We start from the raw sequence: 26,918 nt of genomic DNA, 5'->3' as shown, positions 1-26,918 counted from the left end.
CGACCCGCTGGAGAGGTGTTTACCTCATCCGCCCCCGTCCTGCACAACCGCCGCTCCCCTGCGCGCCTCCCGCTCCCCTGCCGCACGCTCCTGCGCCGTCCGCTCCTTCGCCATCCGCTGCGGCCGCACCGTGTACACAGGGTCCTCCGCGGAGGCGATCCCCGCCGCGAAGATGCCGAACCGCGTACAGGCCGACCCTGCGAGCAGCATGGCGCCGCTGCCGACCGCCACCGTACGGCTCTGCCGGCCGAAGACGGCCGCTCCCGCCGCGCCGGCGGTCGTGAGCACACGGGCGGCGCGCAGAAGCCGGCCCGCACGCCCCTCGCGGTAGGTCTCGGCGACCATGCCCAGGCTGCGCTCGGCGGCCGACATCGCCGACATCTCCCCGGCCGCCGCCAGTACGGCCGCGCACCGGGCGGGGCCGTTCTCCCGGACCGGTGCGAGGACCAGCGCCATCCCGGATGCCGCCGCGGCGGCCGACGCGACGAAGACATACGGGAGTTCACGGTGGGCGCCGTGCCAGGCGGGTACGGCGGTGTCCGCGGCGAGCACCGCCGTATACGCGGCCACCGCGGGCCCGGTCACGGCCGCCCCGGCGGTGGCGGCGGCCCCGGCCCCGGGCAGCCGGCCGGTGACGGCGCAGAACGCGGCGGCGCCCGCGCAGGGCCCGTACCCGGAGAGCAGCCAGGAGCCGACGCTCATCGGCGAGGTCGGTTTGAAGACCCGCAGCATGTTGACGAACCGGCCGGGCCGCCCCAGGTCGTTGACGAGCGCGGCGTAGGAGAGCGTGATCGCGGCGAGCGAGGAGATCTTCATCGCCTTCGCGGTCGCCGGGCGCCGCGTGAGCTGCGCGCCCGCGGCCAGGACCGAGCCCGCGCCCGCGAGTCCGCCGAGGAAGAAGTATCCCGCGATGTCACGGGCCGACCAGCCGGGTGCCTTGATGACGGGCCGTCCGTAGTACGAGTCGAAGTCGGCCCGGGGCACCATCGGTTCCTCGCCGTTCCGCTTGTGCCGGCGCGTGCCCCGCGTCCCGTCCGCGGTCACATCTGCCCTTTCCCTCACGGCAGTTCCTTCCTTCCGGCGAGCGCTCCGGTGAGCCCTTCGGTGAGCGTGGAGGCCGCGAACGACAGGGCGATGCCACCCGCCAGGGAGAGCGCGGCCATGGCCGCGTGCCTCCACATCGCGGGCAGATCACGGGTGGTGACCACGGGGTCCGGCGGCAGGCCGTACACCTCGGGCCGGTCGAGGAGCAGGAAGAACGCGCCGTCGCCGCCGACCCCGTCGTCCGGCTCGTGCCCGTACAGCCGCGCCTCGGTGACACCGGCAGCGTGGAGCCGGCCGACCCGCCGCGCGGCCCGTTCGCGCAGTTCGTCGAGCACACCGAACTGGATGGACTCGGTGGGGCAGGCCTTGGCGCAGGCGGGTTCCTGGCCCGCGCCGAGCCGGTCGTAGCACATCGTGCACTTGAACGCCCGGCCGTCCGAGGGCCGTTGCTCGATGACGCCGTAGGGGCAGGCGGGCACGCAGTAGCCGCAGCCGTTGCAGATGTCGTCCTGGACGACGACCGTGCCGAACTCCGTACGGAAGAGGGAGCCGGTCGGGCAGACGTCCAGGCAGGCGGCGTGGGTGCAGTGCTTGCAGACGTCGGACGACATCAGCCAGCGCACCTCGCCGTCGCCGGAGGCGAGCGGCAGTGTCGTACGCCCGTCAGGGGCCGGCACACGCCCGTCCGGAACCGACGGAGGCACGGAAGCCGATCCCGGACCCGATACCGAATCCGGCAGCAGGTCCTGACCTGGCGCCGGAGCCGTCCGCCCGGCCGGCACGGACTGCTCGATGAAGGCCACATGCCGCCAGGTCGAGGCGCCGAGGCTCTGGGTGTTGTCGTACGACATCCCGGTGAGCGACAGCCCGTCCTCGGGAATCGCGTTCCACTCCTTGCACGCCACCTCGCAGGCCTTGCAGCCGATACAGACCGAGGTGTCGGTGAAGAACCCGACGCGCGGCGGCGCGTCCTCGTGGCCCGCGTCGCGCGCGGGGTCCGCCTCCGGTCCGCTGAGCAGATGGCTCGTCATGTCCTGGCCTCCATTCCGGTCTTCTCGGTGATGCCGGCACGCTGCCGGTACGCGGCCACGAGCCGGAGCAGATCGGGGCCCCGGGGACGGCGGCCGGCGATGATGTCCGCGGTCAGCGCCTTGTCCTCCTGGATGTGCGAGTTGGGGTCGAGCGCGATGGCCACCAGCTCGTTCGCGGCGTCGCCGGTGGAGATCCCGTTGGGGCCCCAGTGGAACGGCAGCCCGATCTGGTGGACCGTACGGCCGTGCACCGTCAGTGGTCTGATCCGCTCGGTCACCATCACCCGTGCCTCGACGGCGTTGCGCGCGGTGATGACGGTGGCCCAGCCGCCGTGCCGGAGCCCGCGCTCCGCGGCGAGCGCCGGGGAGATCTCGCAGAAGAACTCCGGCTGGAGTTCGGCGAGATAGGGCGACCAGCGGCTCATCCCGCCCGCGGTGAAGTGCTCGGTGAGCCGGTGGGTGGTGACGACGTACGGGTAGACGCTGGAGCCCGGCTCGTCGCCGCTGGGGTGGTAGCGGTTGCCCTCGCGGTCCATCAGCCGCCGTACGGGCGAGCGCGACACCATCGGGTACAGCGCGTTGGTGAACGGCGAGTCCTGCGGCTCGTAGTGGGTCGGCATCGGGCCGTCCTCCAGGCCGGTGGGCGCGAACAGCCAGCCCTTGCCGTCAGCCTGCATGATGAACGGGTCGTCACCGCGCAGCGCGTCGGGGCCCGTCGCGCCGTCCGGGGGCACGTAGCCGGGGGCGCGGTCCGGGATGAAGTCCGGGACGTCGTGGCCGGTCCACCGGCCGCGCGCGGCGTCCCACCAGACGTACGCCTTGCGCTCGCTCCAGGGGGTGCCGTCGGGGGCGGCTGAGGCCCGGTTGTAGAGGATGCGGCGGTTGACGGGCCAGGCCCAGGCCCACTCGGCCGCCACCCAGTCCTGCTCGGTGTGGGGCTTGCGGCGGGCGGCCTGGTTGACGCCGTCCGCGTACACCCCGCAGTAGATCCAGCAGCCGCAGCGGGTCGAGCCGTCGTCCTTCAGCTCGGTGTACGCGCTCAGCGGCGAGCCGTCCGCGGCCCGTCCGTTGATCTCGGCGAGCACGGCCTCCGCAACCGGGTCGTCGAAGCGGCCCTCCACCGGATAGTCCCAGGTCAGGTCCTGTACGGGCCGGTCCATCGGGTCGGTGGAACCGGCCAGTCTCGCCTTGATCCGGCGGCCGAGGTGGTACATGAACCACAGATCGCTGCGCGCGTCGCCCTCGGGTTCGACGGCCGCGTGGTGCCACTGGAGCCAGCGGTTGGTGTTGGTGAACGAGCCGGACTTCTCGGTGTGGGCAGCGGCCGGGAAGAAGAACACCTCGGTCCCGATGGACCCGGTGCGCAGCTCGCCCGTCTCGATCTCCGGGCCGTCCTGCCACCACGTCGCGGACTCGATGAGTGAGAAGTCCCGGACGACCAGCCACTCCAGCTTGGCCATGCCGAGCCGCTGGAGGCGGGTGTTGGCGGAGCCGACGGCCGGGTTCTCGCCCATCAGGAAGTAGCCCTTGCAGACCCCTTCGAGCTGCGCCACGACCGTCTCGTACGTGGAGTGCGAGCCGGTCAGCCGGGGCAGATGGCCGTAGCAGAAGTCGTTCGCGGCGGTGGCGGCGTCTCCGTAGTACGCCTTGAGGAGGCTGACGAAGTACGACCGCGCGTTGCCCCAGAAGCCCTTCTCCGTACGGCTGGCCCCGATGTACGCCTCCAGGTCGGGGTGGGCGTGCGCGTGGGGCATCGGCAGATAGCCGGGGAGCAGGTTGAACAGCGTGGGGATGTCGCTGGAGCCCTGGATGGACGCGTGTCCGCGCAGCGCCTGGATACCGCCACCGGTGCGCCCGATGTTGCCGAGCAGAAGCTGGAGCACACTGGCCGCGCGGATGTACTGCGCGCCGACGGAGTGCTGGGTCCAGCCGACGGCGTAGACGAAGGCGCTGGTGCGCTCCCGGCCCGAGTTGGCGGTCAGCGCGTCGCACACCTGGCGGAAGGCCTCGCGCGGAACTCCGCAGGTCCGCTCGACCAGTTCGGGGGTGTAGCGGGCGTAGTGGCGCTTGAGGATCTGGTAGACGCAGCGCGGATGCCGGAGCGTCTCGTCGCGCAGCGGACGCGAGGTGGCCTGCGGGCCGCCGGAGCCGAACGCCTCGGCGCCGCCCGCCTCGTGGATGCGCGCCTGCGCGATCCGGTCGGCCGCGTCCCTCGCGGGCTGTCCGTTCTGTCCGCGCCGGTCCGGGCGCCCGCTCCGGCCGTCCGGACGGCCGCCGGGAGCCGCTCCGGCCGTCCCTGCCGTCGCTGCTGTCTCTTCGTATCGCCAGCTCGTGTGGTCGTAGTGGTGGTGGTCGTCGTCGAGCCCGGAGAAGACCCCGTCGAGATCCTCGGTGTCCCGGAAGTCCTCGCTGATGACCGTGGCCGCGTTGGTGTAGGCGAGCACGTACTCCCGGAAGTCCTTCTCCTCCGTGAGCACATGGTTGATGATCCCGCCGAGGAAGGCGATGTCGCTGCCCGCGCGGATCGGTACGTACTGATCGGCGAGCGCGCTCGTACGGGTGAACCGCGGGTCCACATGAATGATCCGGGCCCCGCGTGCCTTGGCCTCCATGACCCACTGGAATCCGACGGGGTGCGCCTCGGCGTAGTTGGAGCCCTGGATGACGATGCAGTCCGCGTGCTGGAGGTCCTGCATGAAGGTGGTGGAGCCGCCGCGTCCGAACGAGGCACCGAGACCGGCGACGGTGGAGCTGTGGCAGACCCGGGCCTGGTTCTCGACCTGGACCACCCCGAGGCCGGTGAACAGCTTCTTGATGAGGTAGTTCTCCTCGTTGTCGAGGGTGGCTCCGCCGAGGCTGGCGATGCCCAGCGTGCGCGCGGTGCGCACCCCGTCGCGCTCCCACTCCCAGGTACGCCGGCGCGTCTCGACCACCCGGTCCGCGACCATGTCCATGGCCGTGTCCAGATCGAGCGGCTCCCACTCGGTGGCGTACGGGCGCCGGTACAGGACCTGGTGGCGACGGGCCGGTCCGGTGGTGAGCTGGAGCGTCGCCGAGCCCTTGGGGCAGAGCCGGCCCCGGCTGACCGGCGAGGCTGGGTCCCCCTCGATCTGCACGACCCGGTCGTCCTTGACGTACACCTGCTGGCCGCAGCCGACCGCGCAGTACGGGCAGACGGACTGGACCACCCGGTCGGCGGTCTCGGTGCGGGGCCTGAGGTGCTCCGTACGGGAGGACATCGCGGCCCTGCCGCGGCCGAGCGGGTCGGAGCCGGTGAACTGGCGGCGGACGGGCCAGTCGTGGATCAGTCTGCGGACACCCATCGCTTCCTCCCGTGTCTGTGGAGCGTGGCCCCGGCTTTCCGGGGAGGCGCTCCTCCAGACTCACCCGGCGAGCCCGGGTCTGCGACCGGTCGGGGCGCCGAAGGCGCGTTCACCGGGTGCGGGTCATCCACACGGCCCTATCGGCGGCCCCGCCGGGTCCGCGCGGACCGGGTGCGGGAAGGGAAGTCCCCGTGGGAGTTGTCCGATCCTCGGTGAGCGCGCCGGTGGCCGAACTCGTGAAGCGGCGCCGCGAGCCGGCCGTGGCGCAGACGCTGCGCTCCACGGCCGCGGCGACCATCGCCTATGTGGTCGCGCTCCAGTTGAGCAGCGAGGCCGCGCCGCTCACCGCGCCGCTGACCGCCCTGCTGGTCGTACAGGTCACGCTCTACTCGACGCTCACCACCAGTATCCGCAGGGTCAACTCGGTGGTGGCGGGGGTGCTGGTGGCCAGCGCCTTCAGTGTGCTGGTCGGGCTGTCCTGGTGGAGTCTGGGGCTGATCATCCTGGCTTCACTCGTGGTCGGGCGGCTGGTCCGGGTGAGTGAGTTCGTGCCCGAGGTGGCGATCAGCGCGATGCTCGTGCTCGGGGTCACCCGGGTGGCGTCGACGGCCTGGGACCGGGTGCTGGAGACGCTGATCGGCGCGGTGGTGGGACTGCTGTTCAACTTCCTGTTCGTACCGCCGGTATGGGTGGCCAGCGCGGGCGAGTCCATCGAGGACCTGTCACGGCGGATGCGCAGGCTGCTGCTGCGGATCGGTGAGGGGCTGACCGGGACGATCCCGGTCGAGCGCGCGGCGGCCCGCCTCCATGAGGCGCGCCGGCTCGACCACGACATCAGCGAGGTGGACGCGGCGCTGCGGCAGGCGGAGGACAGCCTCCGGCTCAACCCCCGGGTCAGGGAGGGGCTGCTGCACCGGGTGGTGCTCCGTACCGGTCTCGACACCCTGGAGATCTGTACGGTCATCCTGCGGGTGCTGGCCAGGACATTCACCGACCTCGCCAAGGAGCGCAGGGAGGAGGCGCTGTTCCCGCCGGAAGTGGGCACCGCGCTGGAGGACTTGCTGGAGAGCGTCGCCGACGCCGTGGTGAGCTTCGCGGTCCTGGTCACCACGGAGGCGAGCGAGAGTGCCCGGGTGGCGGAGGCACGGCTGTCCGAGGATCTCGCGGAGGCGGCGAGGAGCCGGGAGAAGGTGGCGCGGCTGCTGCTGGAGGGCGTCCAGCGGCATCCTCGCCAGTGGCAGCTCCATGGCGCGGTGCTGGCGGAGATCGACCGGATCCTGTACGAGCTGGACATGGAGAACCGTTCGCAGCGGCTGATGGAGGAGCTGGACCGCGCCTCGCGCGAACAGCGGGAGCGCCATCCGCGGCTGGCCGCCGCCCGGCAGTGGGTACGGCGGCGGGTCCCGCGCCGCGACCGTACGTAGGAACGCCCGGGCACGGGGTACGGGGTCGGAGCACGCGGGTACGGAGCACGCGGGGCACGGGGTACGGGGAGCGCGGACGGGCATCGCGGTACGGGTACGGAGCGCGCGGAACGGTCCGTGCCGCGGCCGTAATTCCGGTGCGCGCGCATTCCGAAATCCGGCCGCCGTCCTGGCGCGATTCGCTCGTTTTCGCCGCAACCGGAAACTCGCGCCCATTAATTGACGCAAATTTTGCCCAATCTGCAATGATCCCCACGGTATTCAGGGAAGGGCCCCGGCACCCACCGCCCAAAACCCGGCGGAAAAGGGCGCCATCAGCGATGACAGCGCGATCCGGCCGCCCGGCCCGATGTGATCATGGTCATGCGCGCGGAGCTGGCCGGACCGGCCGCACGCCTCTCACCAGGGACATGAGGCGCGTGGAGACGGTGAGTTGGGTGGGGCGGTTGATGGGGTCCTGGCAGATGGCGGTACTGTGCCGCCCGCGCCGCCATCGTGGGCGGCGCGGTTAAAGCGGAGGAATCTGTGACTCTATTCAGCGGATCATGGCGGCGCAGAGGCGCCCTCATAACAGTCGCGACGGCGGGTGCGATCGTCGGCCTGTCGGCCGTTCCCGCGGTCGCGCACACGCCCAACTGGTCGGTGACGTGCTCCGAGGTCAGTGTCGACCTCACCGCGTACGGCAACAGCGACCAGAACACCGTGACGATCACCGCGGACGGCAAGGACCTGCTGCCCACGGAGAACTTCAAGAACGAGTTCCACAAGAAGCTCGCGCTTCCTGAGCACTCGACCGAGCTGAGCATCCGGCTCGTGGTGAAGGCCGCCGACGGCGAGCGTTACAACGTCGACCAGGAGAAGACCGCTCCGGTCTGCGAGGGCACCACCCCGTCGCCGTCGGAGTCCACGACTCCGCCGCCGGCGGAGAGCCCCTCCACGGAGGTCCCCACCGAGGCTCCCTCGGAGTCCGCTCCGCCCTCGGAGGCGCCGACCGAGGAGCCCACCAGCTCCGAGGCCGCGGTTCCCTCGTCGGAGCCGAGCCCCGCCGGTGACAACCTCGCCGAGACGGGTTCTTCGAGCGCCACTCCGGTGATCGCCGGTGCGGCCGCTGTTGTGGTGGTCGCGGGAGCGGGCATCATGTGGGCCGCGCGCAAGCGTCGTACCGCACAGAACTGACCCAGCGCCCCACGTACGACCCCGCCGCCACGCCGGCTGCCGTCCACTCCTTTCGCCGCCACCATGCGGCGGCCCGGACGGCGCTCGCCCGGCCGAGAGGCATGGACCGGCCGATGACCGCCACCAGGCCCTGCCTGTGGTGTGTCGGCCCGGACTCCGTACGGCGGGACGCGTGCGCGTCGTAGCACCACCTCGGTGAACGACGGGCCACGGTCGAGGCAGGCCCCGCGGCAATCCCCCGTCTGCGGGGCCTTGCCATGCGCGGAGCGCCGCCCCCGCCGAGAATGGGCGGGACGCGACCGACAGGCTGGGGGCGCCCATGGATCCGGTGGAGGCTCTCGACAGGATCGCCTTTCTGCTGGAACGCTCGCTGGCCGAGACCTACCGGGTACGGGCGTTCCGTACCGCCTCCGCGGCAGTGGCGGGCATGCCCTCCGACGAGGTCGCGCGGCGAGCCGCCGCCGGGACACTGGGCCGGGTACGGGGCATCGGCCCCAGGACGGCCGAGGTCGTGGCGGAGGCGGTCGCGGGCTCCGTCCCCGGGTATCTGGAACGGCTGGAACGGGAGGCGGGCGCGCCGCTCGCGGACCATGGGCAGGCACTGCGCGCCGCGCTGCGCGGCGACTGCCATCTCCACTCGGACTGGTCGGACGGCGGCGCTTCGATCGAGGAGATGGGGCGTACGGCCGCCGCGCTCGGCCATGAGTGGGCGGTGCTCACGGACCACTCCCCCAGGCTGACCGTCGCACGCGGCCTGACGGCCCAGCGGCTGCGTGAACAGCTCGACGTGGTCGCGGAGCTGAACGAGCGGTGGGCACCGTTCCGACTGCTCACCGGGATCGAGTGCGACATCCTGCCGGACGGTTCGCTGGACCAGGAGCGGGAACTGCTGGACCGGCTCGATCTGGTGGTCGCGTCGGTGCACTCGAAGCTCCGGATGGACTCCGCCCCGATGACCAGGCGCATGATCGCGGCGGTACGGGATCCGCTGACCGACGTCCTCGGGCACTGCACGGGACGTCTGCTGACACCGCGCCGGGGTACGGGGCAGCGCGGCCGGCGCGCTCAGGGCGACGGCACCAGGCCGGAGTCGGTGTTCGACGCGCAGGCCGTGTTCGCGGCCTGTGCCGAGTCCGGTACGGCGGTGGAGGTCAACAGCCGTCCGGAGCGGCTCGATCCGCCCCGCCGGCTGCTGCGCGAGGCGGTCGCGGCGGGGGTCTTCTTCGCCATCGACACGGACGCGCACGCGCCGGGGCAGCTCGACTGGCAACTGCTCGGCTGTGCGCGGGCGGAGGAGTGCGGTGTACCGGCGGACCGGGTCATCAACACCTGGACGGCCGACGGGCTGCGGGAGTGGACACGCACCCGGCGGGCGCCGTCGCGTGAGGCCCCGTCCCGCGAGGCCTCGTCCTCCGACTGAGTGCCGTCGCGCCCTCGGTGGCCCTCGGGTTCAATGGCCTTCAGGTTCAGCGGCCCTCGCATTCAGCGGCCTTCGAGTTCAGTGGCCTTCGAGTTCCGCGAACAGGCTGCTGTCGAGGCGGGCGAGCAGCTCGGTCGGGTCCTCGTAGACCGCCGCCGCGCCCGCCGCCTCCAGGGCGTCGCGCGGAACACCGCCCGACAGCAGGGCGACGGCGCGGACCCCCGCCCGGCCCGCCGCTTCCATGTCCCAGACGGTGTCCCCGACGAACACCGCGCGCTCGGCCGGCACCCCGGCCAACTCCAGGGCCCGGTGGACCGGGTCGGGCAGGGGCTTGCCGGTGGCGCCGCCGTTGGAGCCGATGGCGGCGGAGATCACCTCGTCGGCGTCGATGGCCCGGCGCAGCGCGGTCAGTTCGGCCTCTCCGGCCGAGGTGGCGAGTACGACCCGCCAGCCGCGGTCGTCCAGCGACCGCAGAAGATCGCCCGCGCCCTCCAGTGCCGGCAGCCGGCCGAGGTAGGTCCCGTAGAGGGTGGTGTGCGCGGCGCTGATCCAGGCGTCCTGGTCGGGATCCCGCTCGTCGCCGAGGAGATGCGTGATGAGTTCGTCCGCGCCGAGTCCGACGGACCGGTGGATCTCGGACATCGGCACCGTGTGACCGGCCTGCCGGAACGCCTCCCACCAGCAGGTCACGTGCAGATGATTGGTGTCGACCAGGGTTCCGTCGACGTCGAACAGCGCCGCGCGCGTGGCCATGGGTGTCGCTCCCGTTCCGGTTCAGGGCCCCAGGGCCCCGGGCCTGGAGCAGAACCTCGATCATGCCGCCTCCCCCGGCCGGGACGCCCTCATCCCGTACCGCTTCGGCGCGTCCCCGGCGGGCGGCCACCCGGCCACCCCGGCAGCCGCCTCCCCGCTCCCTGACCTCGGGTCACGCAAGGACCTCGGGGCACGGAAGCCGGGAGGCGGTTCCATGTGGTCTACGCGAACACCCCGTCGAGCCAGCTCTGCCACGCCCCCTCGATCCGCTTGGCGTCGGCCCCGGGGGCGAAGTCGTGCACGCTGATCCCGACCGGCGCGCCGAAGTGGTTCCTGCCGAACACCCGGTACATCGCCGTGTCGGTACGCAGCCCGATGAAGTACCGGTTGCGGTAGTCCACGACCGCGTCGGCAGCCGCTTCTCCGGGCAGTTCGACCCGTACGGTGCTGCCCTCAGCCACGTCGTCCGGCAGCCCGAGGCCCCGGCTCGCCACCTCCAGCGCGTCCGGCGCGGTCGAGGCCGCCGGTCCTTCGGCGCCGGCGAACACGGCGGGCCGCCCGGTGAAGTGCAGCAGGTACTGGCGCAGGGTGTGCAGATAGAAGTCGGTGTGCTTGTCGGCACCGTCGTACTGGTTGTCCCAGTCCTCGACGAGGATGCCGCTGTGGACGTAGCGCACATGGGAGCCACCGCCCTCACGGGGCCGGATCACATGGTCGAGCTGGTTCAGCGTCTGCTGCGACATGCCCTCCACGTCCTCCGTGCGGGCAGTCAGCCGCCTCGGCGGGTCCCAGGCGGTGAGGGTGCCGCCGAACGGCGCGGCGCCGCCCTCGCGGGGCTCGTACTCCATGGGCCACAGCCAGCCCGCCGTACCCGCGGTGACCGCTTCCCAGACCTGCTCGGGGCTCGCGTCGACGTCGAACTCACGGACGATCTCGAATTCTTTGGACATGTCTTCCTCGGACATAAAGGTGACTCCTTACGGGCGCGCCGTGGCGCGTGGGTGATGTGCTGAACACCGTTGAAGCCGAACGCCGGCGAAGGCGCTCATCCGGCCGTCGTGGCGGCGCCTTCCGGCGGCACGGCCGGCACGGCGCCGCCCGGTTCGACGCCCGGTCCGGCGGTGTCGACGGCGGGGTCGATCTTCACAGTGGGGTGGAGCGCGACGACGATCCGGTGGTCACGGCCGGACTCGGCGTGGTCGTCGTGGTACTTGGCGACCAGCGCGGCGAGGCCGTGGGTCAGCTCCTCGACGAACGCGGCGCGTTCGGCCGCCGAGCGGAACCGCACCTCGGCGTCGAGCGCGTAGGTGGCGAGCCCCTTGCGGGCCTTCGCCGCCCCGGTGATCAGGGCGCCCACATCCCGTACGAGCCGCGCGGCGAGCGCGAGCAGCCAGCGCGCGGAGAGCTGGTCGCGGAACCGGCCCGGGTCGGGCTGCACGTCGGCCAGGGCGAGCGGCGAGATGACGTACGAGGCCGCGGTGGCCCGCATCAGCCGCTCGGTGACATTGCCCTTCCTTCGCTCGCCTGCCAGCTCGACCAGGCCGTGCCGCTCCAGCGCCTTGAGGTGATAGTTGACCTTCTGCCGGGGCAGTCCGACCCGGCCGGCGAGCATCGTCGCGGAAGCCGGCCCCGAGGCCAGCTCGGCGAGCAGCCGGGCCCGCATGGGGTCCAGTGAGACGGCTGCTGCCGCCGCGTCCTCGATCACGGTCACATCCAGCATGGCCCCACACTCTCACCGAAAACTTTTTTTGTCCACGACGGATTGATTGTCGGTGAGAGCGGTCCTTCAGGGGCGGCTGGGAGCGGGCGGCAGCCGCAGATGGGCGAGGTCGTCGGGGACCGGGCTGTCGGGCCGGAACAGCGGCGCCGACTCGCCGTCCGGCGCGGTGGCGGGCGCGTCCGAGAGCCGGAAGCGCTCACGCAGCCTGGTGTAGAAGTCGACCGGCCCCAGCCGCACCAGCCGCAGCCGGTACGCCGCCCCGTACACCCCGACCCAGTCGCCCGGGTCCAGTACGCCCCGGAGCTGGCCGTCGATGCTCAGCGCCGCCTCCCCCGAGTGCGGCAGCACCCGTACCGCCACCGGCTCGTCCGGCGCGGCCACGACCGTGCGGTCGAAGGTCATGTGCGCGGCCACCGGCGTGAAGACCACGGCGTCCATGTGCGGGGAGAGCACCGGTCCCCCGGCGGCGAAGCTGTACGCCGTCGAACCGGTCGGGGTGGCCACGATGACCGCGTCGGCGGAGTACGAGGCGAGCAGCCGGCCCGCGATATAGATCCCCAGATTGACCTGGCGGTCCCGGGCGAGCTTCTCCACCACCACATCGTTGACGGCGGTGATGTCCAGGGCCACGCCCCAGCCCTCGCCCTCCGTGGTGTCGGGCCTGACATGCGGCGGAGGCAGGGCGGGCCCGCGGCCGTAGCGCAGCAGCGCCTCCATGCCGGTCGGCATCTCCAGCGCGCGCGAGGCCCGCATGGTGAGGGTCATCCGCTCCTCGATGGTGGCGCGCCCCTCATGGACGGCGTCCAGCGCCCGTGTGACCTTCTCGGCCGGAACCTCCGTCAGAAAGCCGACCCGGCCCAGATCGACCCCCAGCACGGCGGCGCCGTTCTCGGCGGCGATCCGCGCGCCGCGCAGGAACGTACCGTCACCCCCGAGGGTGACGACCAGGTCCGGGTTGCCGGCCGAGGACGCCTCCTCCTGGCTGTCATGGCGCCGCTCGTGCCCCCGCCACACGTCGATCTCCTTGTACGGGACGCCCTGCGCGCCGCACCAGGCGTGGACGGCGCGGGCCGCCTCGACGGCCTCGGAGCGGCCGTGGTGGACGATCAGACCGATCCGCTGCACAGCCATGTTCCCGCTCTCCGTCCTCCATGCGTCCGCCTCCGGGCTCCGTCCGTCACGCGCGGTGCCCGTCGGCTCGGAATCCGGCCGCCCCGCCGTCCAGGATCACCACGCCGGGGACGATTGGTCACATCAACTGAAGAATACGGATCAATCGCTTTTAATTCACCCGAATGGCCGATAACCCCAACGTGTCGCCACCCCCGGTGAACACCGCTCGAACGGCGTAAACGGGCTGTATGGACTTGACGTCCCGGCTCTCCCCAGGTTGCCGCCCGTGCCCGACGGAGGCGCGATGGTGTCGTGCGCGCCTGACCGTGAGGGGCCAGACCCGCAGACGCGCTTCCCCCACGCGAGGAGTGATCGCTGATGTCAGCCGATGGCGTGTTCAACGACCCCAGCAGGCTCACGGGGCTGCCCGTGTACGACAAGGACGGCGACAAGATCGGCAACGTCGGCCAGGTCTATGTGGGCGACCGCACGGGCCGCCCTGAGTGGGTGACCGTGAAGACCGGTCTGTTCGGTATGAACGAGACACTCGTTCCGCTGGCCGGCGCCCGGCGCGCCGGTGAGGACATCCATGTCCCGTACGCCCGGGAGACGGTCAAGGAGGCACCGCGCCTGGCGGCCGACGAGCATCTCGACCCGGGCCAGGAGAAGCAGCTCTACCAGCACTACGGCCTGGCGACAGCCGACTCCGGCATGAGCATGGCGGAGGGCCCGGGCACGGCCGCCGGGACCAGGACGGAGTCCGGTGCGGGTACGGGGATGAGTACGGCGCCGCGCCCCGGTATGGCCGGCACCGCCGCGGGCGCGGGCACGCCCGCCGGGACCGGGCAGGCCACCGCGGGAAGCCAGGACAGGGCCATGGCGGGGATGCGCGGAGCCGAACCGGGCGAGGGCAAGGCACCGCAGACCGAGGAACTCATCCGGTCCGAGGAGCAGCTCCATGTCAGCACCGAGGAGCACGAGATCGGCCACGCGCGGCTGCGCAAGATCGTGGTGACCGAGAGCGTGACCACGTCCGTGCCGCTCAGCCATGAGGAGGTCCGGGTCATCCATGAGGCGATCGCGCCCGAGGACCGTTCCCGGATGGGCCGTTCCGCCATCAGCGAGGCCCAGACCGAGGTGACGCTCCACGCCGAGCAGCCGGTCATCAGCAAGGAGACCATCCCCGTCGAGCGCGTACGCATGGAGACGGAGAAGGTCACCGAGCAGAAGGAGGTCTCGGCGGACGTCCGCAAGGAGCGGATCGAGTACGACACCGACCAGACGGGCCAGGACTTCGGCGGCCGGCGCGGCCGGGGGCGCTGAGGCCCTTGGGCGCCGGGCTCCCTGTGGAGCCTGAGCTTCCTTGACGCCGTACGCCGGGACCTGTGCCGTACCTCCACGCCCCCGCCTCCACCACGGTTCCCGTGGCCGGCGGGGGCCTGGTCGGTCCGTTGCCGTACGACTGACTCGGCGGTCCGCACGGCGGGGCTCACACACCGTGGGGAGACCGGAGGTCTTGAGGAGGGTCAGCGGACGGTACCGGTGCCGGCACGACGGTGAGGGTGCCGGGCGTGTACCCGGAATCGCCGCTGACGACCTGTTCCTGCCCGCCGCCGAAGGGGGATGCCGTACCCAGCGAGGGAGTGGCGGAGCCTGTCTGCCTGCCGCCGTCGCTGTTGGAACAGCCGGCCAGGGCGCTCACGCGGACTGCGGCACGCAGGGCGGCCGGGGATGTCCGGCCGGTGCCGTGCGAGAGCGGCGTGGTGTGTCCGAGCTGTCGGCCCCATGGAGACGGTCAGGATTCGGTTGCGGTGGTGGTGGGGGTGGCGCCCGGGCTCTTGGTGGCGCTGGAGACCGGGGTGGTGATGGCCTTGCCCGCGGTGTCGACGACGTACCACTTGGCGCCGAAGTCGGTCAGGCCCTGGCCGTTGGTCTCACCGGGCTTCTTGTCGCCCTCGAACCGGTACAGCGGGTGGTTGTTGTACGTGACCTGCTTGGTGCCGTCGCTGCGGGTGATGGTGGAGAGCAGGTTCTCCCGCACCCCGCCGGTGCCGGCCTTCGGCGTACCGGTGAGCACGAGTCCGGGAGGCCAGGCCTTGGCGCAGGCGTCCTTGCAGGTGGACTGCTTGGTCTTGTCCGCCTCGAAGAGGTAGAGCGTACGGCCCTTGTCGTCGACGAGGATGTCCCCGAGCGGCCCGCGCTTGGCGGAGATGGTGCCCACCTCGTCGGAGGGGTTCACCGAGGGACTGTGTGTCTTCGTGGGGGCGGGGGTGGTCGGGGCCGCCGCGAAGTCCGCGGGAGCCTCGGCCTGGGACTCGGCGCCGCTGTCGCCGCTGCCCGAGCATCCTGCGAGCGCCGCGACACAGAGTGCGGCGGCGGCCATGGCCGCGGCTGTCCTGGTGTTGGTCCTCATCAAGACTCCTTTGGTCCGGCCGCCACAGGGGCAGCAAGTCCGACCGCCAGATCGCGGCCACAGCACCCACTACACGACAGACCCCGATACCGGGCCACCGGACAGGGCCGTCCGGGTGGCACACCGCGGGCGGCGGCGGCGTGGAGCGCCGATGGCGGAGGCGTGGTGCCCCGGTCGTGCCCCGGTGCTCGTGGGGCCACGGCCTCCGTGCCGTACCGGCCGGGAGACGGCCTCGGGCGGTGGGGTAGTGTTGTTGACCGCGAAGGGGAGTAGCCCCGCGAACCGGTCGTCGACACACTGGAGCCTTCGGGTTCCCGGTGGCCGGGCCCGTCGTTGCGGCGGGCGGGCGAGACCTTCGGTCAGGCATGACGCACCCGTATCCCGCGGGCGCGCCGTCGTGCCGGACCGAGAGGTCGTCCCGCTCCGTACGGCGCGTCACGAGGACCCCGGTCCGGCCCTCAGAGAAAGCCACCCGGAATGTCTCTCGACCCCCTGGCGATCGTCACCGCCTTCGGGCTCATCTTCCTTGCGGAGCTGCCCGACAAGACCATGTTCGCGTCCCTGGCCATGGGCACGCGCATGCGTCCGCTCTATGTCTGGTTCGGTACGTCGACGGCGTTCCTCGTGCATGTCGCCATCGCCGTCGGTGCGGGAGGTCTCCTCGGGCTGCTTCCCGGCTGGATCGTCAAGCTCGTCTCCGCACTGCTCTTCGCCTTCGGCGCCTTCATGCTGCTGCGCGGCGGGGGCGGTGAGGAGGGCGAAGAGTCGGCACCGAGGACGGTCACCGGGTTCTGGCCCGTCTACTCGACCGCTTTCATGGCCGTGTTCATCAGTGAGTGGGGCGACCTCACCCAGATCACCACCGCCAACCTCGCGGCAAGCAACGGGCCCTGGTCGACCGCGATCGGTTCGGCCGCCGCGCTGATGTCGGTCTCGGCACTGGCGCTGCTGGCGGGCCGTTTCATCGCCACGCGTGTCCCGCTGAGGACGGTCCAGCGGATAGGCGGGCTGTGCATGCTCGGGCTGGCGGTCTGGTCGGTGGTCGAGATCTTCATCGGCTGACACCCGCTCACGCGTGTGAGCCACGAGCCCCCGCCCGGCACGCCGGACGGGGGCTCGTACTCGGCTCGACGGGGCGAAGGATCAGCGAGTCGGCCGATCAGGGCCGCGACGGCGTCGAGGATCTCCGCCGGCTCGCTACGGGTGCTGTAGTCCGGGTGGACATCGATCCATCGGATCGTTCCGCCTGCGTCGACCAGGACAGTGGCCGGCATCGGGAGGGTGTCCGTACCGTCCGCGTTCCCGCCGACGACATCAAGGCCGAGCGCGGCCTGGGAGGCGCGGCTGCCGTCGGTGGGCGCGGTGAGGATGCCCAGCTTGCCCGCGATCTGGTTGCCCGGATCGGAGACGACCGTATACGTCAGCTCATTGGTCTCCCGCATGGTGAGCGAGCCGTCCGGCTTCTGCGGACTGATCGCGATCAGGGCGATGTCCCGCTCGGCGAGGGCCGGTACGAGCTGATGCTCTTAGGCGCGCAACGCCAGATTGCAGTACGGGCACCACGCACCGCGGTAGAAGACGACAACGGCGGCGCGCCCGCCCCGTGCTCCGTCGAGGGTCGTCGGATCTCCATGGACATCGAGGAGGTTTCCGTCGGGCATCGCGGTGCCGGGGGCCGGAATGCCGGCGGGCCGCCCCGCCGCGGCGAGGCCGGTCTGCTCCTCGACGAAGGGGACAAGCAGTTCGGCCGGGACTTGTGCGGCCATTTCCTGGGTCATGACGGCGACTTGCTCGGCGATGGTCGGGGCGATGGTCGGATCGCCGCTCTGCCTGTTGGTCTGCTCGCTGCGCACAGGAGGCCCTTCGGTAGGGGCGGTACGGAGACTCCGGCCGGCCGAGTTAATGGACCGCTTACTCCATTCAGCGTGTTGTCACTCATTTTCTGGAGGGTCAACTCCAAAGCGCGGTTATCCTGAGTTCATGTCCACCGAAGAAGCCACCGCCGCCCCTCGTCTGACCCGGAAGGGCATGGCGACGCGCGGCCGGATCGTCACGGCCGCGGCTGAGCTGATGTTCGAACGCGGGGTGGCGGGGACGAGTCTCGAAGACGTCCAGAAGGCCGCCGGGGTGAGCCCCTCGCAGGTCTACCACTACTTCGGGGACAAAGGCGCCCTGGTCAGGGCCGTGATCGCGGTTACGACCGATGCCGTACTGGACGCGCAGGAACCGCTGCTCAGCCGGCTCGACAGTCTGGAGGCACTCCGGGCGTGGCGGGACTTCGTGGTCGCGCTCCAGGCTGGGCGGGGCTGCGCGGGCGGCTGTCCGATCGGCTCGCTGGGCAGTGAACTCGCCGAGACCGACCAGGCGGCACGCGAGGATGTCGCCGCCGGTTTCGCGCGGTGGGGGCAGTCCATCCACGACGGACTGCAGGCCATGTACGACCGGGGCGAGCTGCGCCGTGACGCCGATCCGGGCCAGTTGGCGCTCGCCACACTCGCGGCACTCCAGGGCGGGCTGCTGCTCACCCAGATCCGCCGGGACACGGTGGCGCTCGAAGCGGGGCTGGACGCGATGCTGGACCATATCGCCGCGCTGTGCGTGACCGCACCGGAGCCGACCGGACCGTAAGTACGGAAGTAGCTACCGAAGTAGGTACCGAAGTAAGTAAGGAAGCAATCGGGGGTCGAGGGGCCGGACCCGCCCGCCGGGCATGGCTCAGTGGGCGGGTCCAGGGACGGTGAGACGTTAAGGGCTCAGCCCTTCGTGGCCAGGTGCTTCTTGAGTACGGCCAGCACATCGCGGGCCGCCGTGGGCCCGGTGTTGAGATAGAAGACATCGTCGTCCACCGGGACCGCCGTCCCGCCCGCGACGGCGGACAGGGTCGGCCACAGCGGCGCCCCGGTGAGCGCGGAGGACTTGGCTCCGGCGTCCTGGACTCCGTAGAACAGCCAGTCGGCGTCGGCCCGGTCGAGCTGCTCGTTGCTGATGTCCTCCGACGTCTCGTCGAACCGCTGGCTCTCCGGCCGCCCCAGTCCGGCGTCCTCGGCGATGCCGCCGGTGAACGAGGGCACCCCGAAGACCCGCAGGCGGTCGCCGTTGAGCCGGAGGAAGGACACCGTGACCGGCTTGTCGAGACTCTTGCCCAGCTCTGCGGCGTCCGTGTGGAAGCCGTCGAGGATCGCCCGCGCCCGGGCGGTCCTGCCCAGCCCGTCGGCGACGAGCAGGAAGTCCTGCTTCCAGTAGAGCCCGGTGCCCTGGGTGGCGATGGTGGGCGCCAGCGCGCTCAGCGCGGTGTAGAGGCCCTTGGCGTTCTTGCCCGCGATGTTCATCAGGATCAGATCGGGCTTGACATTGGCGATGGTCTCCAGATCGGGATCCACCCGCGACCCCACATCGGCGACCTTCGCCAACTGGGCGGCGTACTGCGGGAAGTCGTCGATCAGATACCGGGGTACGAGATCCGCGCCGTCACCCCGGGTGGAGCCCGCCGGCACCGTACCGAGCGTGAGCAGCGCGTCGGCCTGGCCGGTGGAGATGACCACGACCCGCTTGGGCTCGGCCTTGACGGTGGTCCGGCCCTCGAAGTGGGCGACCGTACGCGGGAATTCGCCGTCCGGTCTGCCGCTGCCCATGCCCTTGGGCACGGAGCGTGGCGCGGTATGGACCGACGTGTCGGCCGGTTCGGCCGACTGAGCCGGTTCGGTGGCCGAAGAGCCGGCCGAGTCGGTGGAGCAGCCGGTGAGCAGCAGGGCTCCGGCCAGGGCGACACCACGGACAACACGGGTGAGATGAAGATCACGGAAGCGGTACACGAGCGCTTAGCTTAGGCTTCCCTAAGTGTCGATGAGTAGGTATGGCAGCAATGCGATAGATCACATATCCGGAAGCGCGCACTCCGCACAGCCGGAGACAGAACGGGCGGAGACGGAGCAGCCGACGGCGGGGCAGCAGCAGACGGCACAGCAGCAGGCCGGGCGTGCGGCGGAGGGGAAGCCCGAACAGAGGCCTCAACTGCCGCGCGGCGCACGGCTGTTCCTGGCGCTCGTGCTCTGTCTCGGTGTCGTCGCACTGCTCGTCCTGGTCAGCCTGGGGGTCGGCGCGCGGAGCATCCCGCCGGGAACCGTGGCGCATGTCCTGGTCCATGACGACGGAAGTCCGGAGGCCATCATCGTCCGGCGGCTGCGGATGCCCCGTACCGTCCTGGCGGTGGTCGTCGGCGCGGCGCTCGCGCTGGCCGGTGTCGTCATGCAGGCCGTCACCCGTAACCCGCTCGCCGAACCGGGGCTCGTCGGGGTCAACGCCGGCGCGTCGTTCGCCGTGGTGATCGCGATCACCGGATTCGGGGTCACCGGCGCGTCCGGCTATGTCTGGTTCGCCTTCGCGGGCGCCATTCTGGCCGCCCTGCTCGTGTACACGCTGACCTCCGGCGCCGCCCGCGGCCACCATCACACCCGGCTCGTACTGGCGGGGGCGGCGCTCTCGGCGAGTCTCGGGGCCTGTACGGGCATCCTCACCATGTTCGACACGGAGGCCTTTGACTCGTACCGCTTCTGGGTGGTCGGCGCGCTGGAGAACCGCGGTACGGAGGCGCTCACCGCCACCGTCCCCTTCGTCGCCGCCGGAACACTGATCGCGCTGGCGCTCGGCCCGGCCCTCAACGCCCTTGCGCTGGGCGACGAGACGGGCGCGGCGCTCGGGCTCCGGGTGAGCCGGGTCCGCGCGGCCGGCTTTCTCTCGATCATGCTGCTGTGCGGTGCCTCGACCGCCGCCGCGGGCCCGATCGCCTTTGTGGGCCTGGTCGTTCCGCATGTCCTGCGGCTGCTCATCGGCCCCGATCTCCGGCGGCTGCTGGTCTTCTCACTGCCGGGCGGGGCCGTGCTGCTCCTGGTCAGCGATATCGCCGGACGTGTGATCGCTCCTCCGGGCGAGATCGAGGCGGGCATCGTCACCGCGTTCATCGGCGCCCCCGTGCTGTTGTGGCTCGTCGTACGGCGCCGGGAGGTGGCCGCGTGAGTGCCCCGACGCGTGTGCTGCGGGTTCCGGGCGGGTTCACGCTCCGCTGGTCGGCGCGGACGGCGGCCGTCATGGCCGTACTGCTGCTGGCCTGCGCGGCGGTGTGGGTGGTCGCCGTGTTCACCGGTACGTACCGGATCGGTACGGGCCGGATCCTGGACGTGTTCGCGGGCGGCGGCTCCGGCACCGACCGGTTCATCGTCATGGGCCAGCGGCTGCCGCGCGTCTGTGCGGCGCTGCTCGTCGGGGCGGCCCTCGGGCTGTCCGGGGCGCTGTTCCAGAGCCTGTCGCGCAATCCGCTCGGCAGCCCGGACGTCATCGGCTTCACCACCGGCTCCACCAGCGGCGCGCTCGTGGTGATCCTGACGGGCGGCGGGGCAGGCGGCGCGGCCGGTACGGGTGTCGGGGCGGGCTCGGTGCTGGGCGGTCTGGTCACGGCCGGGGCCGTGTACGGATTCACCGCGTCGCGCGGGGTGTCCGGCAGCCGGCTGGTGCTGGCGGGTATCGCCGTCGGCGCCATGCTCGCGTCGGTCAACGACTTCCTTCTCACCCGGGCCGATCTGGAGTCGGCCGAGAGTGCGAAGGCCTGGACATTCGGCAGCCTCAACGCCGTGTCCTGGCCGCAGGTCACCCCCTTGGCGCTGGCCCTGCCGGTTCTCGCGGTGATGGCGCTGGTTCTGGGACGGCCGCTGCGGCTGATGGAGATGGGGGACGACACCGCGGGCGCGCTGGGGGTGAATGTCACCCGGGTCCGCGCGCTCGCGCTGCTGCTCGGTGTCGCGCTCGCCGGTACGGCCATCGCCGTCGCGGGCCCCATCGGTTTTCTCGCGCTGGCGGCGCCTCAACTGGCCCGCAGGATCACTCGTTCCCCCGGTGCCCCGATCGGTTCGGCCCTGCTCACCGGAGCGCTCGTGCTGGCCCTGGCCGATCTGCTGGCCCAGCGTCTCCTCTCGCCCTTCCAGATCCCGGTCGGCCTGGTCACGGGGGCGCTCGGCGGTGTCTATCTGCTGTGGCTGCTGTCGAGGGAGCGGAAGAACGTACGCCCTGCGTGACGCAAGGCACTTGGCCGGCCGTCGGGCCTTCCGGAACGAGGTGCGCGGTTCGGCGAAGCATCCGGTCTCGGCTTACGATGATCGCATGAGACGGCCACCACGCGGATTGGTACGGCCCGCTCGGGTGCGTGCCCTTCTGCTGCTGGTGCTGACCCTGGCGGCGGGAGTGCTGGCCATGCACGGCCTGGCCCCGGTTCCTCCGGCGGCCTCGTCCACCGCCGCACCGCCGACCGCCCATGTCATGCCGGACGGTGCGCGGGACTGCGTACAGCCGGGCCATGAGGACGGCGGGCATCTCGATCACGCGGACGGCCTGTGCGCGGCGGCCGGTACCAGTACCGGACCCGCGCTCTCCACTCTGGCGGCCTCCGGTCTCCCCTCGGGCCTAGCCGATCCGGCGACCGGCCCGCGGCAGGCGTCCGGAGCCGCTTCGGCCGGCCCGGCCCCGCCGTCCCTGAGCGAACTCCAACTCCTGCGCATATAGGCCCGCACCACGGCCGACCCCCGTTCTCCGGGCCGTGGGCCGACTCGGCATGCGTTCATTCCGCCTTTTCGTACCTCTCGCACAGGAGTCGCTTCACCATGACCTCATTCCGCACCCCCGCCCGCCGGGCAGCGGCCACCGCGGCCGTCACCGGCGCCGTACTGGCACTGGCCGCCTGCGGCGGCAACGACACCAACCCATCGGGACAGGCCGGCCACGGCTCGTCGCACTCCGCTTCGGCCTCGGCCTCCGGTACGGCGGCGGCCCCGGGGTCCGCGTCGGCACCGGACACGGCCCACAACGCCGCGGACACCGCGTTCGCGCAGAGCATGATCCCGCACCACCAGCAGGCGGTCGAGATGGCCGATCTCGCCGCCACCCGCGCCTCCGCGGCGGAGGTCATGACACTCGCCGCCGAGATCAAGAAGGCCCAGGACCCGGAGATCAAGACCCTGTCGGGCTGGCTCAAGGGCTGGGGCGAACAGATTCCGGCCGCAGGCGCGGATCACTCCGGTCACGGCATGGCCGGGATGATGGGCGAGGACGACATGTCCGCGCTGGAGTCGGCGTCGGGCGCGGAGTTCGACACCGCGTTCCTGAAGCTGATGGTCAAGCACCACGAAGGCGCAGTCACCATGTCGAAGACGGAGCAGTCCCAGGGCGCCAACCCGGCCGCCAAGGACCTGGCCGGCCGTATCGTCACCGCTCAGAGCGCCGAGATCACCCGTATGAACGGTCTCCTCGACCGGTAGCGATGAGCAAGCGGCGGGGAGCAGACAGCACCTAGGCCCTGTCCGGCCGATCTTCGCGGGCCCGCGACGCCTGGCACGGCACCTCGCTGCGTTGTCGGAGTCGCCCGAGTACGTCCAGTACACGGGCGATCCTCCGCCTTGCGATGCTCCCCCGTGGCCTGAACGGCACGGGAGGGACCCCCTCCACCAGACGCCGCGGTCTGATCCACGAAGATCGACCGGACAGGACCTAGCGGGTAGTACCAGCCGCAGGGCCGGGGGCCGCGCACAAGCCGCGGTCCCCGGCGCCGGGCCCGCGCTCGGTCGGTGCTCTCTGTGCTGTCAGTGCTGTTCCGCGCCGCTTTCGCCGGCCCAGATGCCTCGTACGTGGCCCATATGACGCCGCATCAGTTCCTCCGCGCCGTCCGTGTCGCCCGCCTCGATCAGGTCGAGCAGTTCCGCGTGCTCTTGCGAGGAGGGGACGAGCTGGTCATGGGCGGCCAGGATGCTGAGGCCGTAGATCCGCGACCGGGAGCGGAGAGAGCGGACCGTCTCGACCAGATAGCTGTTGCCCGTCAGGCCCAGCAGCGTGAGATGGAACTCCATGTCGATGGCGACATGCGCGATCAGGTCCTGCCTGCGGGCCGCGTCCTCGATACCCGCGGCCAGCGGGCGCAGCCGTTCGACGACCGCCGGATCGACCCCGTCCTCGGCGATCCTCCGCACCGTCGGGATCTCGATCAGGGCACGCAGATGGGTGATGTCGTCGAGATCCTGCTCCGACAGCTCGGTGACCCGGAAACCCTTGTTCCGAACGGCCTCCACCAGGCCTTCCCGTACAAGATCGAGCATCGCCTCGCGCACCGGCGTCGAGGACACACCGAACTGCTCGGCCAGGCTGGGCGCCGAGTAGACCACGCCGGGGCGTAGCTGCCCCGAGATCACCGCCGCGCGCAGCGTCTCGATGATCTCCTCGCGAAGATTGCGCCGGGCGCTGAACGAGGGCAGTACCGGTGTCATGGGGTCGCCCACGCTCATTTTCCGTCTCCTTCACTGATGGCCTCGTGCACCGCACTGGCCACGACCAGATCCTCCCACGCCATGCCGACGCTCTTGAAGAGCCGGGGGCGTCGGCCGTCCACGGGGACGGTGCCGTTGACCAGGTCGGCCAGTGGCACCAGGCTGTCCGGGCCGATGCTGCCGTCCGCCAGCTCCGGGATCAGGTCCCCTGCTTCCCGTACGGCCGCCGCGCGGGACTCGACCACGACCGTCGACCGGTGGACCGTGGCCGGGTCAACCTCGCGGGCGTCCGGTTCATGGGAGCCGACGGCGATGACGGTCACACGGGGCGGGAGCAGCGCGCCGTCAAAGAGCGGTGCCCTGGCGGTCGTACAGCACGCGACGAGGTCGGCGCCCGCGACATCCGCCGGAACCCCCGGCCCGATGTCGAGCCCGGTTTCCCGGCGCGCGGTTTCGATGAATTCCGCGGCACGGCCCGGCGTACGGCCCACCACGGTCACCCGGTTCAGCGGGCGGACGGACCGCAGCGCGTCGAGATGGCCTCGGGCCTGGGGCCCCGTACCGAACAGCACCAGGTGACCCGCGCCGGGTTCCGCGAGGTGATCGGCGGCGAGGGCCGAGACCGCGGCGGTGCGTACGGTCGTCAGCGCGCCCCCGTCGAGCAGCGCGAGCGGGGTGAGGGTCGGGGCGTCCAGAAGCAGATACTGCCCCTGGACACGGGGCCGCCCCGCCGCCGGATTGCCCGGTGCGACGGTGGCGATCTTGACCCCGGCGTACCGCCGCTGATGCGCGGGCATCAGGAGGAGCTGGCCGTACGCCACGGGCACGACCGTACGGGGCGGATCGGACTCCGGGTCCAGTCCGCCCCGCAGCGCGCGCCGCAGCGCCTCGACCGCCGACGCCATCGGCATGGCGCGGAGGACATCGGCGGCGCCGAGGAGCCGGGGCGCGCTCTCGGCCGTGACAGCCGTCGTGGCACTCACAGTTCGAAGCCCTCGGGGAAGGGGTCGTCCGGGTCGTAGTGGTACTGCGCGGTGCCGGTGATCCAGGCGCGGCCGGTGATGAGGGGTGTCACGGTGGTGAGCGTGCCGGGTGCGCCCGGCCCGTCGCCCTGCCCGCCGGCCTGTCCACCGGGCTCCTGCCCGTCCTGTCCGCCGAGTTGGCCCTGCTCGACGAGGCGGCCCGTGAAGTGCGTCCCGATGAACGACTCGTTGTCGAAGTCGGTGTCCAGGGGCAGTTCGCCGCGCGCGTGGAGCTGGGCCATGCGGGCACTCGTACCCGTACCGCACGGCGAGCGGTCGAACCAGCCGGGGTGGATGACCATCGCGTGCCGCGAATGCCGGGCGTCCGAGCCGGGGGCGGCCAGATAGACATGGTGGCAGCCGCTGATCTCGGGGTTGCCCGGGTGGACGGGAAGGTCCTGCTCGTTGATGGCGGCCATGATCGCCAGACCGGCGTCGAGCAGGCGCTGCTTCTCGGCACGTTCGAAGGGGATGCCCAGTTTCTCCAGGGCGACGATGGCGTAGAAGTTGCCGCCGAAGGCCATGTCGTACGGGACGTCGCCCCAGGGCTCCACCCGTACCGTACGGTCGAGACCGAGCGCGAACGACGGCACATTGCGCAGGGTGACCGCCTTCGCGGCCCCGCCCTCGACCCGTACCTCGGCGACGACAAGTCCGGCCGGGGTGTCGAGACGGATGGTGGTGACCGGTTCCACGACCTCGACCATGCCGGTCTCGACCAGGACGGTGGCGACGCCGATCGTGCCGTGTCCGCACATCGGGAGACAGCCGGAGACCTCGATGAAGAGCACGCCGTAGTCGGCGTCGGGGCGGGTCGGCGGCTGGAGGATGGCTCCGCTCATCGCCGAGTGGCCGCGGGGCTCGTTCATCAGGAACTTCCTGATGTGGTCGAGGTGTTCGACGAAGTACCGGCGCCGGTCGAACATGGTGGCGCCCGGTACGACTCCGACGCCGCCGGTGATCACCCTGGTGGGCATCCCCTCGGTGTGGGAGTCGACAGCGTGGAAGACCCTGCTGCTGCGCATGCCTGTTACCCGAGCCCTTCCGCGAGCGCCTTCTCGGTGGCCCGCCGCACGAGTTCCTCGTGCTCGGGGGTCAGGGGTACGCGCGGCTGGCGGCACGGGCCGCCGTACCGGCCGGCGAGATCCATGCTGAGCTTGATCGCCTGTACGAACTCGGTCCTCGAATCCCAGCGCAGCAGCGGGTGCAGCGTCCGGTAGAGGGGCAGCGCGGTCTCCAGATCGCCGGACGAGGCCGCCCGCCAGAGCGCGACCGAGGCGCGCGGGAAGGCGTTGGGGTAACCGGACACCCAGCCGGGGGAACCGGCGACGGCCAGTTCCAGCGCGACATCGTCGGCGCCGCACAGGACATCGAGACCGGGGGCCAGTTCGGCGATCCGGTAGGGGCGCCGGACATCGCCGGAGAACTCCTTGACGGCGACGATCAGCCCTTCGGCGTGGAGTTCGGCGAGCAGTTCGGGGACGAGGTCGACCTTGGTGTCGAAGGGGTTGTTGTACGCGACGACCGGCAGGCCCGCCTTGGCCACCTCGCGGTAGTGGGCGATCACCGCACGCTCGTCGGCGCGGTACGCGTTGGGCGGCAGGAGCATCACGGCGTGGGCGCCGGCCTCGTGGGCCTGCTCGGCCCAGCGGCGGGCCTCGTCGGCGCCGTAGGCGGCCACGCCGGGCATGACGGTGAAGGGGTCCGTTGCGGTGCCGGCCGGGGCTGCTGCTTCGGCCGCCCGGGAGGCCTGGCGGGCCGCTTCGACCGCCGTGGTCACCACACGGGAGCGCTCCTGGGGCGAGAGGGTCTGGTACTCGCCGAGCGAACCGTTCGGGGTGACACCGTCGCAGCCGTTCTCCGCGAGCCAGGTGACATGCGCGGCGAAGCCGTCGTAGTCGACCTCGAACCGCCCTTCCGCGCGCTCGCGCAGGGGGAGCGCCGTCGCCACCAATACGCCGTGCCACGGTTGCGCGCGCACGCTCGTGCCCATGCTCATGCGACCTCCATGGTTCCCGTTCCGGTGTCCGGGAGCCCCCGGGCGTGTGCAGTGTGACATTCCACTGAGGGTGGGTGCAATACGGCATGTGACATTCTATTGACCGGATTTCTGGCCCGGGGCGGAGTCGTCGACGGTGGAGTCGTCCGGGGCGGAGTCGTCGGGATCAGGGGCGGGGGC

General features: G+C 71.4%; 23 protein-coding genes and 1 pseudogene. 10 read left to right on the top strand and 14 right to left on the bottom strand.

Annotation, left to right across the window (positions count from 1 at the left end; all coding sequences use genetic code 11):
• Positions 1–24: 24 nt before the first annotated feature.
• The 3 genes from nrfD to fdh all read right to left on the bottom strand — a co-directional run bounded on the left by nrfD (position 25) and on the right by fdh (position 5,398).
• A complete protein-coding gene (gene nrfD / locus WH07_RS21735; protein WP_046502640.1) occupies positions 25–987 on the bottom strand; it encodes an NrfD/PsrC family molybdoenzyme membrane anchor subunit in 963 nt (320 codons plus the stop codon).
• Between the two features lie 71 nt (positions 988–1,058).
• Positions 1,059–2,075, bottom strand: a complete 1,017-nt coding sequence (locus WH07_RS21730) for a 4Fe-4S dicluster domain-containing protein (RefSeq protein ID WP_046502587.1) — start codon at positions 2,073–2,075, stop codon at positions 1,059–1,061.
• Positions 2,072–5,398: a formate dehydrogenase gene (gene fdh, locus WH07_RS21725; RefSeq protein WP_046502584.1), complete on the bottom strand. Its 3,327-nt coding sequence runs from the start codon at positions 5,396–5,398 to the stop codon at positions 2,072–2,074. The genes WH07_RS21730 and fdh overlap by 4 nt, the downstream gene beginning before the upstream one ends.
• Positions 5,399–5,589: 191 nt before the next feature.
• On the opposite strand from fdh, the gene WH07_RS21720 reads away from it, so the two are divergent.
• The 3 genes from WH07_RS21720 (at position 5,590) to WH07_RS21710 (ending at position 9,418) form a co-directional block, all read left to right on the top strand.
• Positions 5,590–6,822, top strand: coding sequence for an FUSC family protein (locus WH07_RS21720; protein WP_232789006.1), 1,233 nt, complete (start codon positions 5,590–5,592; stop codon positions 6,820–6,822).
• Between the two features lie 525 nt (positions 6,823–7,347).
• Positions 7,348–7,998 carry an LAETG motif-containing sortase-dependent surface protein gene (locus WH07_RS21715; RefSeq protein WP_046502582.1) on the top strand — a complete coding sequence of 217 codons (651 nt, stop codon included), beginning with the start codon at positions 7,348–7,350 and terminating at the stop codon, positions 7,996–7,998.
• A 319-nt stretch (positions 7,999–8,317) separates the two neighbouring features.
• Positions 8,318–9,418: a PHP domain-containing protein gene (locus WH07_RS21710; protein ID WP_046502579.1), complete on the top strand. Its 1,101-nt coding sequence runs from the start codon at positions 8,318–8,320 to the stop codon at positions 9,416–9,418.
• Between the two features lie 78 nt (positions 9,419–9,496).
• Here WH07_RS21710 and WH07_RS21705 read toward each other — a convergent pair whose 3' ends face one another.
• From WH07_RS21705 to WH07_RS21690, 4 genes are all read right to left on the bottom strand, one after another.
• A complete protein-coding gene (locus tag WH07_RS21705; protein WP_046502576.1) occupies positions 9,497–10,171 on the bottom strand; it encodes an HAD family hydrolase in 675 nt (224 codons plus the stop codon).
• 221 nt (positions 10,172–10,392) lie between these two features.
• Positions 10,393–11,121, bottom strand: coding sequence for an SRPBCC family protein (locus WH07_RS21700; RefSeq protein WP_046502636.1), 729 nt, complete (start codon positions 11,119–11,121; stop codon positions 10,393–10,395).
• 95 nt (positions 11,122–11,216) lie between these two features.
• Positions 11,217–11,891 (bottom strand): ArsR/SmtB family transcription factor, encoded by a 675-nt coding sequence (locus tag WH07_RS21695; protein WP_079023428.1) that lies wholly within the window; start codon positions 11,889–11,891, stop codon positions 11,217–11,219.
• A 66-nt stretch (positions 11,892–11,957) separates the two neighbouring features.
• Positions 11,958–13,022 (bottom strand): NAD(+)/NADH kinase, encoded by a 1,065-nt coding sequence (locus tag WH07_RS21690; protein WP_046502573.1) that lies wholly within the window; start codon positions 13,020–13,022, stop codon positions 11,958–11,960.
• A 360-nt stretch (positions 13,023–13,382) separates the two neighbouring features.
• On the opposite strand from WH07_RS21690, the gene WH07_RS21685 reads away from it, so the two are divergent.
• The gene (locus WH07_RS21685) at positions 13,383–14,327 is read left to right on the top strand and encodes a PRC and DUF2382 domain-containing protein (protein WP_106409648.1); all 945 of its coding nucleotides are present in this window, start codon (positions 13,383–13,385) and stop codon (positions 14,325–14,327) included.
• 472 nt (positions 14,328–14,799) lie between these two features.
• On the opposite strand, the gene WH07_RS21680 is transcribed toward WH07_RS21685, so the two are convergent.
• Entirely contained in the window at positions 14,800–15,417 is a 618-nt protein-coding gene (locus WH07_RS21680; protein ID WP_046502567.1) for a COG4315 family predicted lipoprotein, read from the bottom strand.
• 477 nt (positions 15,418–15,894) lie between these two features.
• On the opposite strand from WH07_RS21680, the gene WH07_RS21675 reads away from it, so the two are divergent.
• Complete coding sequence (locus tag WH07_RS21675; protein WP_046502564.1) at positions 15,895–16,479, top strand: TMEM165/GDT1 family protein; 585 nt, start codon at positions 15,895–15,897, stop codon at positions 16,477–16,479.
• A gap of 227 nt (positions 16,480–16,706) precedes the next feature.
• Here the strand turns inward: WH07_RS21675 and WH07_RS41285 are convergent.
• Positions 16,707–17,183, bottom strand: a pseudogene (locus WH07_RS41285) (peroxiredoxin-like family protein); the annotation flags it as partial.
• A gap of 214 nt (positions 17,184–17,397) precedes the next feature.
• On the opposite strand from WH07_RS41285, the gene WH07_RS21665 reads away from it, so the two are divergent.
• Entirely contained in the window at positions 17,398–18,045 is a 648-nt protein-coding gene (locus WH07_RS21665; protein WP_046502561.1) for a TetR/AcrR family transcriptional regulator, read from the top strand.
• 125 nt (positions 18,046–18,170) lie between these two features.
• On the opposite strand, the gene WH07_RS21660 is transcribed toward WH07_RS21665, so the two are convergent.
• Positions 18,171–19,229 carry an ABC transporter substrate-binding protein gene (locus tag WH07_RS21660; protein WP_046502558.1) on the bottom strand — a complete coding sequence of 353 codons (1,059 nt, stop codon included), beginning with the start codon at positions 19,227–19,229 and terminating at the stop codon, positions 18,171–18,173.
• Positions 19,230–19,260: 31 nt separating this feature from the next.
• Here WH07_RS21660 and WH07_RS21655 point away from each other — a divergent pair, with 31 nt between their 5' ends.
• From WH07_RS21655 to WH07_RS21640, 4 genes are all read left to right on the top strand, one after another.
• On the top strand, positions 19,261–20,430 hold the full coding sequence (locus WH07_RS21655) for a FecCD family ABC transporter permease (protein ID WP_079023432.1): 1,170 nt from the start codon (positions 19,261–19,263) through the stop codon (positions 20,428–20,430).
• Entirely contained in the window at positions 20,427–21,482 is a 1,056-nt protein-coding gene (locus tag WH07_RS21650; protein WP_232789005.1) for a FecCD family ABC transporter permease, read from the top strand. The genes WH07_RS21655 and WH07_RS21650 overlap by 4 nt, the downstream gene beginning before the upstream one ends.
• A gap of 85 nt (positions 21,483–21,567) precedes the next feature.
• Positions 21,568–21,966: a DUF6153 family protein gene (locus WH07_RS21645; protein ID WP_046502630.1), complete on the top strand. Its 399-nt coding sequence runs from the start codon at positions 21,568–21,570 to the stop codon at positions 21,964–21,966.
• Positions 21,967–22,064: 98 nt separating this feature from the next.
• Complete coding sequence (locus tag WH07_RS21640) at positions 22,065–22,718, top strand: DUF305 domain-containing protein (protein ID WP_046502555.1); 654 nt, start codon at positions 22,065–22,067, stop codon at positions 22,716–22,718.
• Positions 22,719–23,039: 321 nt separating this feature from the next.
• Here the strand turns inward: WH07_RS21640 and WH07_RS21635 are convergent, their stop codons facing one another.
• Genes WH07_RS21635 through WH07_RS21620 form a run of 4 tightly spaced genes read right to left on the bottom strand, consistent with a single transcriptional unit; the run spans position 23,040 to position 26,732 of the window.
• Positions 23,040–23,735: a GntR family transcriptional regulator gene (locus tag WH07_RS21635; protein WP_232789004.1), complete on the bottom strand. Its 696-nt coding sequence runs from the start codon at positions 23,733–23,735 to the stop codon at positions 23,040–23,042.
• The gene (locus WH07_RS21630; protein ID WP_079023427.1) at positions 23,732–24,700 is read right to left on the bottom strand and encodes an ornithine cyclodeaminase family protein; all 969 of its coding nucleotides are present in this window, start codon (positions 24,698–24,700) and stop codon (positions 23,732–23,734) included. The genes WH07_RS21635 and WH07_RS21630 overlap by 4 nt, the downstream gene beginning before the upstream one ends.
• Entirely contained in the window at positions 24,697–25,764 is a 1,068-nt protein-coding gene (locus WH07_RS21625) for a proline racemase family protein (protein WP_046502552.1), read from the bottom strand. The genes WH07_RS21630 and WH07_RS21625 overlap by 4 nt, the downstream gene beginning before the upstream one ends.
• A gap of 5 nt (positions 25,765–25,769) precedes the next feature.
• The gene (locus WH07_RS21620) at positions 25,770–26,732 is read right to left on the bottom strand and encodes a dihydrodipicolinate synthase family protein (protein ID WP_046502621.1); all 963 of its coding nucleotides are present in this window, start codon (positions 26,730–26,732) and stop codon (positions 25,770–25,772) included.
• Positions 26,733–26,918 lie beyond the last annotated feature (186 nt).

The sequence above is a fragment of the Streptomyces odonnellii genome (genome assembly GCF_000981895.1).
Classification (GTDB): Bacteria; Actinomycetota; Actinomycetes; order Streptomycetales; family Streptomycetaceae; genus Streptomyces; species Streptomyces odonnellii.
Note: the sequence above shows the minus strand (reverse complement) of the source record. Positions and strands in the feature narration are given on the sequence as shown.